Below are 12,492 nucleotides of genomic sequence, written 5' to 3'. Positions count from 1 at the left end.
GAGGAGGTAGACGATATGACCGAGGTGCTCGTCGTGATCGGCGTCGGCGGCATGGGCAGTGCGATCGCGCGGCGACTGGGTTGCGGAAAGACGGTGCTGCTGGCCGACAATAATGCGGGTGCGCTGGCTGCGGCGGCCGACTCAATGGCCGCCGCCGGACATCACGTCGAGAGCCGCGGAGTCGATGTCGCGTCGTCGGATTCGGTTCGCGCGCTCGCCGAGCAGGCCGCCGCACTCGGTGAGGTCACCCAGCTGGCGCATACCGCTGGGCTCTCCCCGGCACAGGCGTCGGCCGAAGCGATCCTGGCCGTGGACCTACTGGGTACCGCACTGGTGCTCGACGAGTTCGGCGAAGTGATCGCGCCAGGTGGCGCCGGCGTGGTGATTGCCAGCATGGCCGGGCACCTGGTGCCCCCGCTGAGTGTCGACCATGAGCACGCGTTGGCGCACGATCCGCCCGGGGAGCTGTTACAGCTCGACTTCATCAGGAAGATCGTCGAACCAGCGTTTGCCTACCCGATCGCAAAGCAGGCCAACCATGTTCGCGTCCGTGCCGCCGCCGATCGCTGGGGACGCCGGGGAGCGCGGGTCAATTCGATTAGTCCCGGGGTCATCTCCACGTCCATGGGACAGCAGGAGTTGCAGTCCCCGGTCGGCGATGGGATGCGGGCAATGATCGCCATGTCCGGCACCTGTCGAATCGGCACCCCGGACGACATCGCCGCGGCCACCGCGTTCCTGCTCGGCCCGGAATCGACGTTCATCACCGGAACCGATCTATTGGTCGACGGTGGCGTCATTGCTGCAGCAAAGTCGTACTAGCTCAAGGGTTTTCGCCGGTCAGCACTGTACCTGCCGGCAATGCCGGGTGCGCATGTCAGCGGATGTCGAAATTGTGCAGAGTCTGGTTCGACCCCTCACTTACCGTCACATAGCCCCGCCCGTCCGGATGGAAGGCGATCGCCTCGCCTTGCTGCTCGGTGACCACCGGCCCGTCGACCGGCCGCTGGCCCAACGGCGCCCAGGCTGTGGTGGCAGCGCCACGGTTCCACAGCAGTACATCGCGATAGGTGCGGACAGCCAATTGCGATCCATCCGACGAGAAGTCGGCACTGGTGACCAGTTGCGAGTCGGCACGCGACAGGTCCAGTGCGGCAACCTGCTGCAATGTCGTGTCTCCGCTGGTTCCCCACGCGCTGGCCGGCGCCGAAAATACGCGAGAGACGTCTCTGCTGGTCTTCTCGATCACCATCAGATCGCCCGTGCGCGGGTCGACGGCGAGCGCCTCGGAGTTGATCTTTTCGCCGTTGGGATATACCAGCCGAAGTTGATTGACGCCGGTCAGCGTTGTGTTGGTCGGGTTGGCCGCGGTGCCGGTCACCGTGGGCTCAGGAACACGGTAAATGACGACGTTGCTACGCGAGAGACCGTTGTCGCCGATATCGCCGACGTAAATATAGGACTTCCCGTCGGCGGCGGTGGCGACCTCGATGTCCTCCCAGTCGACGGCTTTGGCGCCGCCGAGGGTGTACGTGCCCAGCGTCTGGCCGGTCTTTGCATCGATCGCGAAGATTCGCGCCGAGTCGCCGGAATCGTTGTGTACCCAATAGACATTCGGGTTGTTGATCCCGGAATCGATGCCCGAGATCTCCTTAAGCGCACCGTTAGTGATGGTTCCACCGTTCGAAGAAACCAGTGCCCCGTCACGAGCCGCATCGACCGCATTCTGGCCCGGATCGGACGGCCCGCCGGGATTACCCGGGTTTCCCGGGTCGCTGACCGTTGTTCCCAACGCTCCAGCCACGCCATCGTGGCCGGCCAGTTTGCCACCGGCGCCGCCCGCCCCGCCGACGCCCGGGTGTTGACCGGAACCACCGGCGCCGCCGTTGCCGCCGCCGCCAATCAACCCGGCGCTGCCGCCGGCACCTCCGGTGCCGCCGATCGTCCCGGCTCCGCCGCGCCCGCCGCTGCCCGCCTCGCCCGTCAGCAGCCCGCCATTCCCGCCACGACCGCCGGCAGGTGCGGCGCTGCTGGCGCCGACGCCGGATCCGCCTTGCCCACCGGAGCCGCCGTCGCCGATCAGGCCGGCGCTGCCACCATTACCGCCGGCTTGGCCGGCCCCACCCGATCCCCCGTTGCCACCGCGGCCATACAGCAACCCACCCGGTTCGCCATCTTGCCCAGTTCCGGGTGCTCCGTTTGCCCCGTCCCCGACCAGCGGGCGACCCAGGAATGTCCGAGTGGGCGCATTGATCAGATCGAGCGCGACCTGCAGCGGGCTCACGTTGGCCAGCTCGGCGGCCGCGTATGACCTCGCACCGGCGGTCAACGACTCCACAAACCGCTGGTGGATGGCGCTGATCTCGGCGCTGACCGCCTGGTACTGCCTGGCATGCGCGACGAACAGTGACGCTGCCGCCACCGACACCTCATCCTCTGCGGCGGCCAGCAAACCGGTGGTTGGCAGTGCCGCTGCCGCATTCGCTGTGCGCAGCGACGCCCCGATGGCTGCCAAATCCGTCGCCGCGGACGACAACAACTGCGGGATCGCCACCAGGTACGACATCGCTATCCTCCCCACGCCGGCCCGGGTAGATATAATCAATCGATTGATAGTATGCAGACCTCGCACGGTCGCGGTGGCGTTATCGATCAAATAATCAATCGATTGATAGCATAATCAGCGGCTCCCAGCGACCGCTCTCGGCAACGCCTGAGCCGCGCCAGCACAGATGGTGAGGACCATGAGAACCCGCGCGGCCGCCCTTCACGAGTACGGGCGCCCGTGGACGGTCGAGGAATTCGACCTCGATCCCCCGCGCGCGCGGGCGAAGTTCTGGTGCGGGTGGCCGCGACTGGCCTATGCCCCTCCGACGAACACATCCCGCTGGGCAGGCTGGCGCCACCCACCCGGACACGGCTCGGCGGCGCGTCGCGCCAAAGTGTGCGGCGAAGACACGGTGGTGGCTATCGGCGCCGGCGGCATCGGCACCGCGGCCATCCAAGGCGCGCGGATCAGCGGCGCCGCCCGCATCGTCGCGGTCGACCCGGTCGAGTTCAAGCGGACATCCGCGCCGAGTTTCGGCGCCACCCACACGGCGGCAACGGCTGCCGATGCCAACGAGTTGGTGCGGGAGTTGACTCGCGGCGTCATGGCCGACGCCGTCGTGGTCTCTGCCGCAATGATCGAGGCGGCCGACGTTGGCGCGGCCCTGACGATGACCCGCAGGGGCGGAAGCTGTGTGCTCACCGGCCTGCCGGCACCTACGACGCACTCCGCCGAGGTGCGGCTGCAAGACTTCACTCTGACCCCTGCTAGCCAGCATGTACGAGTCCGGACAGCTAATCCTGGACCAGATGATCACCACGCGCTATGCGCTGGCTCAGATCAACGGCGCCTACGCCGACCTGGCCGCAGCAGAACTCATCAGGGGCGTTATCGATCTCGATCTGGGTTGAGGACTATCCGGATCGCGCCGCTGGCCGATGCACCGCAGCCCCGGCAACGTCCTGGGCTGCCGCCGCTGCGCCGCTGCGGTGCACCCAATCGCTGCGACGCAACCGCCACGTGCGTCGAGCGTACTCCAGCTCGGTGTAGGGCCATTGAGTGACAATTCGCCCGGTCGGCGAACGAAAATAGCTGTTGCACTGAGTCCAGATCGTTCGCTCCAGAGACCCAGAAAGCTCGTCGTTGTACCGATTTTCGGCCTCGGGACGCACGTCCAGGTATCCTCCTCGGCGCGCTAACCGGGCCACCGCGCTGGCCACCAGGCGCGCGCCGGCTTGCAAGATATACACGATCGAGTTACCACCCTGGTTCGTGTTGGGGCCATACAGCATGAAGAAGTTCGGGAAACCCGCCACGGCCACACCCAGGTAGGCGCTTGGATCGGCGCCCCAACGCTGGTGCAACGACTGCCCTCCGGCACCGATGATCTCGATGCCCGATAGGTACTGTGCGGTCTCGAATCCGGTTGCCAGCACAATGGCGTCGATGTCGACGACTCCGTCGGCGGTGACGATCGAGGTCTGAGTAACCCGATCGATGGGTGTGGTGACCAGATCGACGTTCTCCTCCTGCAAAGCACGGTAATATTCGTCGCCCAGTAGCACCCGTTTGCAGCGGAACGGATAATTCGGTGTCAGCGCCCGCCGAAGTCCATCGTCGGCAACCACGCGCTGCAGAAACGCGGTCGCAAACTGGCTGCGGGCAGCGACCATCGGATCGTCGGCGAAGGTTGCGGTGTTGTCGTGCTGGAATTTCCAGATCTGCCACCGGGTACGACGGATAGCCAGAGAGCTTCGTGCGAAGCGGGCCAATTCGGTTGCGCTGTACGGTCGGTCCTCTTTGGGAACCATCCAGGGGGGCGTGCGTTGAAACACCGTAAGACGACCAGCGGTCCTGGCTAGCTCCGGCACTACCTGCACGCCACTGGCGCCGGTACCGATTACCGCCACCTTCTTGGCGCTCAGATCAACGTGGTGATCCCACTGTGCGGTGTGCATGAGGGCGCCACCGAAGTCGGGCAGACCTGCGATGTCTGGCAGCTTCGGCGAGCCGAACAACCCCACCGCACTGACCACAACATCGGCGATCAAAGTTTCGGACCGGTCTCCGTGGTCCACATCCAGTTCCCACTGCCAGCCGTTCACCTTCCAGCGCGCCGACCGCAATGTGGTACCGAGCAGGAGGTGCCGACGCAGATCAAAGTCGTCAACTACCGACTCGAGATAGGCCAGGATCTCGGGCTGGCGGGCGTAGGTGCGACTCCAGGATTTGTTCAGCGCGAAGGAAAACGAATACAGGTGGCTTTGGATATCGCAGGCGGCTCCCGGGTAGGTATTACGCCGCCAGGTGCCGCCGACCCCATCGCCACTTTCGATGATCACAAGATCGTCGATTCCAGCCCGACGCAGGGCAACCGCCGCACCAAGACCGCCGAATCCGGCGCCCACAATCGCCACCTTCGGCGAACGATTCCGCCGGGTCGCGGCACGCAGCCGACCGATACGGTAGTGCTGGCGGGCGGTCATCGGCCGTCTTCTGCGCCACGGATCTCGAACCCCGCCATGTCCCCCTTGGAACGCCAGGCCGCCAAGATATCGGCGTACTCGGTTGGGCCGCCGAAGAAGAAGCTGGCCTGCCGGGTCTTGGCGTCGGCCCGCCCCTCCCTGTTGTAGTAGCCCGGAGTGCATACCTTGGCCCGCTCTGCGGTCGCGGTCGAGCGCTGCAAAACCGTTTCGATCCACGCGGTTTCCGCGCTGGGCGAGGCCTCCACCTCGGCAACGCCGTGTTCGAGTGCCCATGCGATGATCCACGCGGCGTGGGTTGACTGCACATCAAGCAGATATGGGAAATTCACCGTCAGTCCCGCTTGGGCGATGCTTTCGATGAAGCAGTTCGGAAATCCGTTCGCGCACAAGCCTTGAAACGTGCGCACGCCGTCACGCCATTTCTCGGTGAGTGGGACGCCGTCCCGGCCGATCAGCTCGAACCCGGTGCGACGACAGTAGTCAGTGCCCACCTCGAAGCCCGTCGCGAATATCAAGCAGTCGAGTTCGTAGGCCACACCCTCGACGACCGCCCCGGACTCGGTGATGCATTCCACACCAATACCGCGAGTGTCAACGAGCGTGACGTTGTCACGGTTGAACGTCTGCAGATACTCGTCGTGAAAGCAGGGCCGTTTGCAGAAATAGCCGTACCAAGGTTTGAGCGCCTCCGCCGTGGCGCGATCGGCCACCAGCTCGTCGACCCGGGCCCGGATCTCTTCCATCTTGGTGAAGTCTGCGATCTCGAGGACCCGAGTCCGTTGCTCGGGGTCAACCGACCCGTCGGTGTCATGTCGCATCACCGGAAGCTTCCGGGTGATGCTGGTCCAAGCGTCATCGACCAGATCGTCGGATGCCTGTCCGCCGGCAGTGAGGATCTGAAAGTTCTGGATGCGGGCACGCTGCCATCCCGGCCGTAATGCGTTGGCCCACTGCGGGTCTGTGGGGCGATTGGCACGAACATCCACCGAGGACGGCGTGCGTTGGAAGACAAAGAGCTGTTGAGCTGCCGCCGCCAGGTGGGGCACACACTGGACCGCGGTCGCCCCGGTACCGATGATGCCGACGCGCTTGTCGGCTAAATGCTGCAGCTTCTCACCGGTGTAGCCGTAGTCCCATCTGCTGGTATGAAACGTGTGACCGAGAAACGAACCAATCCCGGGGATACCCGGCAACTTGGGTTTGGCCTGATATCCGTTGGCCATCGCGACAAACTTGGCGCGCATCTCGTCGCCCCGATTTGTCCGAATGATCCAGCGTGAACATTGTGCATCCCAACGGATCTCATGCACATCGGTCTGCAGACAGGAATCCCGGTACAGGTCGTAGTGTTCGGCGATGCGCCGGCAATGGCCAAAGATCTCCGCGCCTTTGGAGTACTTCTCGACCGGAACGTAACCGAGCTCTTCGAGCAACGGCATATACACGTAAGACTCCACATCGCACGCGATGCCGGGATATCGGTTCCAGTACCAGGTACCACCCACATCGGCTGCCCTGTCGATCAGCCGAACACTCGCTACACCCAGCTCACGCAGCCGCGCGCCGGTCAGCAGACCACCGAAGCCGGCGCCGATAACCGCCACATCGACCTGATCGGTAAACGGTTCGCGGGTGAATCGGGTATCCGCCCAGGGGTCCTCGGCAAACCGGGCGAAGTCGCCGGCGATCTCTAGGTACTGCTCGATCCCGTCGGGACGCAATCGGCGTTCGCGCTCTTGGGCGTATTTGCGGCGCAGCACTTCGACGTCGAACGCCAGGCCAACGGTCTCGGTCAAGGTCTCGGCTCCCTCTCACCTGACCCCGACTCTATAATTGATCACTTGATCGTATCAAGCGGCCGGTCACCGCCCCGGTGCCTCGCGAGCGGCGGCTACGGATGATCGAGCAGGGCACCTCGGACCAATACCTTGGCCGCATTCAGCGCGGCGTGATACTCCTTCGGCGTCAAGGTGGCGGCCAATTCGGTCAGGCCGTAGATCAGCGCATAGATCGCCTCGACGGCGCCCCCCGGAGCGGGGTGATCGCCAAGTTCGCCGCGCTTGCAGGCATCGGCGATGACCTCCTCGATGATGCCCCGAAAAGTTGTGAACCCGCTCTCCGTTGCCCGCCGACCCGCGACGGGCTCGTCCAACAGGTTGGCGTTCTCCGTCCGGATCGCCCACTCGAACGCGGCCAGATCCGGGTATTCGCGCATCAACTGACCGCACTCGTTGAGCACCGCCTCGATGCGACCGACGACGTCGCCGGGGCCGTGGGCGGCGGCACGCAACCTCGGCATCGCGGCCTCGGCTCGGGCCGCAATGGTCGCCGTGATCAGCGCCGACTTGTTCGGGAAGTAGTTGTACAGGCTGGCACTGGTTACGTTGGCCATCCGGGCGATGTCTCGGATCGTCGCACGCGAATAGCCGACCTCGGCCACGCACTTCATGGTTGCCACGATGATGCGCTGGCGGGTCTGCTCACCGCTGGCGCCCACGGGGCGGCCCAGCTGTGCCCGGGTCATTGCGGTGGTGTCCTCTCGCGTGTGTGCCCGCCCTTGGACCACGGGCACACTGTCGACATGGTCGAATATATTCGACTGATCAATTATTTCTGCGTTGGCGGAGGTGCGCGGTGGATAACCGGCAAACCGACGGTGGGCGCCGCGCTCCATGACCAACACGTCATCCGCTGCGGGGTCGCATCTGGGCCGACCAGTCGGTGCCAGCGGCGAACAGACCCGCCGGCGGATCATCGCCGCGGCAATGCGGTGCGTGGCCGAGGTCGGCTATTCGCAGGCAACGATTCGCGAGATCGCCCGCGCTGCCGACATGACCAGCGGCAGTCTTTATCACTACTTTTCCAACAAGTCCGAACTGCTTAAAGAGACCAGCGAAGCCATCGAGGAAATCGTGTTGCCACGGTTGCGTGCGGCCGCGGCAACCTCCGATGACGTCATCGACCGCCTCGATGCGGTGCTGGACGAGTCGAGGCAGTTAAAACGCGACTACCCTTACCTGGCCGCGTTCTTACGCGCGGTGCGCGCCGAGACGGCTACCCAGCGGCGACGGGGCGGCCCGAAATACCCCGGCTCCCGAGCGCTGCGCGACATCGTCACCGAGATCGTGGAAGACGCGCGCGAGCAAGGGACACTGTCGGCCGAGACCGACGCCCCAGCGGCCGTGGAGGCCATCTGCGCGTTGACGCGTGGCCTCTCGGAGCGAGCCGCGAGCCTGCCGCCGAAAGCCTACGAGGTCACGCTCGATTCGGCGAAGAAGATGATCCGTGGGACGCTGTTCGGTGCGCAGCCCGTCGTCGCGCGGCAGCGCTGACCCGGCGATGAGCCTGCTCACCGCGCTGCGCCTGAACATGACCAATATCGCCGATCCCGCGGCCCGCCATGCCGGTCGGTATCAGGCCGCGCTGGCGATGGCCGAATACGCCGATACCCACGGATTCACCGCCGTGAGCGCCGAGGAACATCATCTGGCCGCGACGGGTTGGCTACCGTCGCCGCTGATTCTGGCCGCGGCGGTCGCCGGTCGCACGCGCACAGTGCGGATCAGCATCAACGCCTTGATCGTGCCGCTATACGATCCGATCCGCCTGGCCGAGGATATCGCCGTGCTGGACAACATCACGCGGGGCCGCTTCAGCTTTGTGGCCGGGATGGGCTATCGGCCTGAGGAATACCTCGCCGCGGGCAAGGACTGGTCGCGGCGGGGAGCCCTGCTCGATGACGGCCTTTCGACGTTGCTGAAGGCATGGGGTGACGAGCCCTTCGAGTATCGGGGCGCCCTGATCAATGTGACGCCCAAACCGCATACGCGCCCCCATCCCATCGTCTTTGTCGGCGGAATGACCGTTGCGGCAGCGCGGCGTGCCGCGCGCTTCGGGCTCCCCTTCTCACCGCCGATGCCGATGCCCGAGCTGGCAGCGCGCTATGAGCGGGAGCTCCGCGAGCGGGGAAAGACGGGCTTTGTTTACCACCCGGAAAACGGCAGCACGGTGACGCTTCTACACCCCGACCCGGACGAAGCCTGGTCGCGGTACGGGCGTTTCATCATGAACGAGACCGCCGAATACAGCAGCTGGAAGCGCGCCGGTGTGCCGCGGCCCAACGAAGCTGCTGCCGCCACAATGACCGAGCTGCGGGGTCTCAACAACGTCGAGATCGTGACTCCAGAACAGTTGGTTGGCCAGATTCGCGGCGGCAGAAGAGAGATTGTCATGAACCCACTCATCGGCGGGTTGCCCATCGACGAGGGCTGGGCCAGCCTGCACCTGCTCGCCGACAAGGTGCTACCCCGGGTGTGAGTACCACGACGATCGATGCGATCGATTGCAGGTCAGCTGTTTTCTAGTCCCACGACCTGTTTTCTAGTCCCACGACCTGTTTTCTAGTCCCACGACGATGAGCCGTAGGCCAAATACAAACTCCTCCGACAAGTCGACGGGTAGGGCCTCGGAGACCGCCACTGTAGCGGGATAGCGGGACGGATCCAGCCGCTGAAACGCCGCTGAAAGCTCGCCATCGCGATCACCGGTAGTCGCCGATCCGGACACCTGAATGGCGAAGCCCAGGACGTAGCGCGACAAGGTGGCGTAAACATGCGCCGCGGTGACCGGGGAAAAGCCGTTGTCGAGCAACACCGTGAACATGAACTCCCGATGCGCCATCGCATTGGCGCCCATCGGAATGTCTCCGATCAACAGCGGAGCGACATGACCGTGTCGGCACAGCACGTCAAACCTTTTCTGTGCGAACAAGATACATGCTTGCTGCCAGGTCAGCCCGGCCATCGAGAAATCATCGAGATCCACTTCGCCGAGCATCCGATCGACCACCTTGGCCACCAACTCCGCACGGTTGGCGAAATGCCGGTAGAGGGTCGCGGTACCCGATTCGAGGTGCTGCGCCAGCGATCGCATCGACAGCGCCTCGGCACCCCGTTCGTCGACGAGCTCCAGGGCGGCCCCGACGATCCGGTCCGGCTCCAACGCAGGACGTCCACGCTGGCCCAACGACCGCGGGTTGACATCATTTGTATTTATGGACACACTGTATCCATAAATATGCAGTGGGTCAACGCCCGTGACCACAAGGACGTTTCGTCGTGTTTCTCCCCTTGTCAGCAAATCCGTTCAGCGCGCCAACCGACCGCGACATGCTCCCGTCCGAGCGCCGCGAATTCGTCCGGACGCACCGCACCTGCGTGTTTGGCTACCGTCGCCGCAATCACGGACCGGGGATGTCGATCGTGTACTACATCCCCACCGATGACGGTGAACTATTGGTTTCGACGATGGCCGGTCGCGGCAAGGCCCGCGTTGTGCCACGCGATGGCAAGGTCAGCTTGTGCGTACTCGACGAACGCTGGCCCTTTGCCTATCTGCAGGTCTACGCCGATGCCACCTTGGACGCGGACCGCGACTTGGCGGTCGAGGTCATGATGGCGGTCGCCGGCCGCATGTCCGGGCAGCAACTCGGCGAACCGGCTCGCCCGGCGGTTGCGGCCATGTGCGAGCGGGAGAACCGCGTGGTGATCCGCTGCCGGCCCTACTCGACCTTTGCAACGCCGCCGCGCCACCTGCATCGCAACGACCAAGTGCGGCAGCTGACACATTGGGCGTCCGGCGTGGTCCCGTGGGATGCCACCGATCCGACCTGACGAACTATCCGGCGTAGCGATCCCGCAGTTTGGCCAGCGTCGCCTCGATGCCCGCCGCGTTGGCCGTTACCGCGCCGAGCCGCTCGTAGTACCTCAGCTTGTTCTTGAGCGTGCCCGCATTGTGGTAGTCAAAGGTCTCAGTGACCCGGGTCAGCGTCGGGGACAACGATTCGAATTCCCAACGCCAGCGATGCCCCGCCGGATGGCGCCATTCGACCATTTCGTTCGGCTTGACGGCAGTCACCGTGCTGGTGATGCGGTAGGGCACGCCGAACATCCGCATGTTCGTGGAGAACTTCGACCCCACAACGAGGTTCGCCGGCGTCTTGACGTTGTCGCGCACCGTGCCCGACCCGTCCAACTCGCGATGGCGGGTCGGATCGGCCGCCATCGCGAACAGCTCGGCGGCCGAGGCGGCCACGTCGACCGACCGGCTTACGCGCCGGGGCCCCGCCTCCACAACCATGACGTTCATGGCGACTCCCTTCCACCCCTTCCAAGCGCCGCAACGCAATGGCTCGAGGCTACGCCTCGGCCCGGCACGCACAACCAGGTGCCACCGGGGCCATCGGAGAGGGCCCACTTGACACTGCATACCCCATGGGGGTATACAGTGTGCGTTGGGTTTCTACCCATTCAGGCAATACCGGGAGGTGAATCGCCATGACCACGACCGAGTACCCGATGACCGCGGCGGACTGCGAGGTGGCCACGCGCAGCGAGACGCCGGTATCCCACACGCGCGCCGTCCTGGAGGCCATCCTCTACGCCAACTACCCAGTGGCGTTGCTCTGAGAACCACCGACGATCTGAGAAACACCGGCGATCCGATGAAAACAGTAACCAAACTCGTGCTCTTCGCCACCGCACTGGCGCTGGTATTCACCGCTTCGGTATGGGCGGGTGCGGCGGTGCTGCCATTCAATAGTGCGTTCCTCAGTCCACCTGCGGCCCACCGAGCAGCCCCCACGCATGCCACCCATGCGGGCGACCCCGCGTCGGTGCGCGGGCTGTCACTCAGCGATGGCGATTTGATGCTTGCGGCCCTGACGGCCCCCACCACCGTGGCAGCGCATGGGACGCTGTCGTTTCGAATCGAAACGACAGCCGGCACACCGGTAACCAGATTCGAAACCGAGAACACCAAACAGCTGCATCTGATCGTGGTGCGCAGTGACGGCACGCAATTCCGTCACGCGCATCCCGTGATGAGCGCCGACGGTCAGTGGTCAATCCCTTGGACGTGGGATGCCGCGGGCACGTATCGCGTTTTTACCGACTTCGTCTCGGCCACCACAGGTTCGGGAACCGTCCTGTCCGACACGCTAGACGTGGGCGGCCTGTTCACACCGCGCGGTACGCCGGCCACCTCAACCATCAGCAACGTCGACGAGTTCACGATCACCCTCGACGGCACCGTCACCACCCGAACGATGTCGACGGTGACGGCAACCGTCACCCGCGGCGGCCGGCGCGTTACGACGCTGCAACCCTACCTGGGCGCGTATGGGCACCTGGTCATGCTGCGCAACGGCGACCTGGCCTATCTGCACGCTCACCCCGACGGTCCCGCCGCGACGACCGGATCCATTTCAGGACCGCGAATTTCGTTCCGAACCGATCCGCCCACCCCGGGAAGATACCTGCTGTACCTCGATTTTCAGGTCGACCAACAGGCGCACACCGCGCAGTTCGTCATCGACGTAGGTGCACCGGCCGACCGTTCGCCAACACATCACTAAACCGCCACCCAGGAGCCCCCCAAAAAAGAGATAAGAGAACTACC

Annotated in this window: 12 protein-coding genes and 1 pseudogene; 7 read left to right on the top strand and 6 right to left on the bottom strand. The window is 64.6% G+C overall.

Annotation, left to right across the window (positions count from 1 at the left end; translation table 11 throughout):
• Positions 1-15: 15 nt before the first annotated feature.
• Positions 16-822: an SDR family oxidoreductase gene (locus MB901379_RS00860; RefSeq protein ID WP_158014882.1), complete on the top strand. Its 807-nt coding sequence runs from the start codon at positions 16-18 to the stop codon at positions 820-822.
• A 55-nt stretch (positions 823-877) separates the two neighbouring features.
• On the opposite strand, the gene MB901379_RS00855 is transcribed toward MB901379_RS00860, so the two are convergent.
• Positions 878-2,566 carry a PE domain-containing protein gene (locus MB901379_RS00855; RefSeq protein WP_158014881.1) on the bottom strand — a complete coding sequence of 563 codons (1,689 nt, stop codon included), beginning with the start codon at positions 2,564-2,566 and terminating at the stop codon, positions 878-880.
• A 178-nt stretch (positions 2,567-2,744) separates the two neighbouring features.
• Between MB901379_RS00855 and MB901379_RS00850 the strand changes: the two are divergent.
• A pseudogene (locus MB901379_RS00850) lies at positions 2,745-3,459 on the top strand (zinc-binding dehydrogenase).
• A 3-nt stretch (positions 3,460-3,462) separates the two neighbouring features.
• On the opposite strand, the gene MB901379_RS00845 reads toward MB901379_RS00850, so the two are convergent.
• From MB901379_RS00845 to MB901379_RS00835, 3 genes are all read right to left on the bottom strand, one after another.
• Positions 3,463-5,034, bottom strand: a complete 1,572-nt coding sequence (locus MB901379_RS00845; protein ID WP_158014880.1) for a flavin-containing monooxygenase — start codon at positions 5,032-5,034, stop codon at positions 3,463-3,465.
• A complete protein-coding gene (locus MB901379_RS00840; RefSeq protein WP_158014879.1) occupies positions 5,031-6,830 on the bottom strand; it encodes a flavin-containing monooxygenase in 1,800 nt (599 codons plus the stop codon). Before MB901379_RS00840 ends, MB901379_RS00845 begins: the two co-directional genes overlap by 4 nt.
• Before the next feature lie 95 nt (positions 6,831-6,925).
• Complete coding sequence (locus tag MB901379_RS00835; RefSeq protein WP_158014878.1) at positions 6,926-7,558, bottom strand: TetR/AcrR family transcriptional regulator; 633 nt, start codon at positions 7,556-7,558, stop codon at positions 6,926-6,928.
• Between the two features lie 148 nt (positions 7,559-7,706).
• Here MB901379_RS00835 and MB901379_RS00830 point away from each other — a divergent pair, with 148 nt between their 5' ends.
• Positions 7,707-8,366 carry a TetR/AcrR family transcriptional regulator gene (locus tag MB901379_RS00830; protein WP_158014877.1) on the top strand — a complete coding sequence of 220 codons (660 nt, stop codon included), beginning with the start codon at positions 7,707-7,709 and terminating at the stop codon, positions 8,364-8,366.
• A 7-nt stretch (positions 8,367-8,373) separates the two neighbouring features.
• Entirely contained in the window at positions 8,374-9,351 is a 978-nt protein-coding gene (locus MB901379_RS00825) for an LLM class flavin-dependent oxidoreductase (protein ID WP_158018858.1), read from the top strand.
• Positions 9,352-9,414: 63 nt separating this feature from the next.
• Here the strand turns inward: MB901379_RS00825 and MB901379_RS00820 are convergent, their stop codons facing one another.
• Complete coding sequence (locus MB901379_RS00820; protein WP_158018857.1) at positions 9,415-10,035, bottom strand: TetR/AcrR family transcriptional regulator; 621 nt, start codon at positions 10,033-10,035, stop codon at positions 9,415-9,417.
• Between the two features lie 116 nt (positions 10,036-10,151).
• Here MB901379_RS00820 and MB901379_RS00815 point away from each other — a divergent pair, with 116 nt between their 5' ends.
• Positions 10,152-10,706: a pyridoxamine 5'-phosphate oxidase family protein gene (locus MB901379_RS00815; RefSeq protein ID WP_158014876.1), complete on the top strand. Its 555-nt coding sequence runs from the start codon at positions 10,152-10,154 to the stop codon at positions 10,704-10,706.
• Between the two features lie 4 nt (positions 10,707-10,710).
• Here MB901379_RS00815 and MB901379_RS00810 read toward each other — a convergent pair whose 3' ends face one another.
• The gene (locus MB901379_RS00810; protein WP_158014875.1) at positions 10,711-11,181 is read right to left on the bottom strand and encodes an SRPBCC family protein; all 471 of its coding nucleotides are present in this window, start codon (positions 11,179-11,181) and stop codon (positions 10,711-10,713) included.
• 188 nt (positions 11,182-11,369) lie between these two features.
• Here MB901379_RS00810 and MB901379_RS24925 point away from each other — a divergent pair, with 188 nt between their 5' ends.
• Positions 11,370-11,501, top strand: coding sequence for a hypothetical protein (locus MB901379_RS24925; protein ID WP_269462774.1), 132 nt, complete (start codon positions 11,370-11,372; stop codon positions 11,499-11,501).
• Positions 11,502-11,536: 35 nt separating this feature from the next.
• Positions 11,537-12,448 (top strand): hypothetical protein, encoded by a 912-nt coding sequence (locus tag MB901379_RS00805; protein ID WP_158014874.1) that lies wholly within the window; start codon positions 11,537-11,539, stop codon positions 12,446-12,448.
• Positions 12,449-12,492: the final 44 nt, after the last annotated feature.

Origin of the sequence: Mycobacterium basiliense (assembly GCF_900292015.1) — a bacterium.
Lineage (GTDB): Bacteria > Actinomycetota > Actinomycetes > Mycobacteriales > Mycobacteriaceae > Mycobacterium > Mycobacterium basiliense.
Note: the sequence above shows the minus strand (reverse complement) of the source record. Positions and strands in the feature narration are given on the sequence as shown.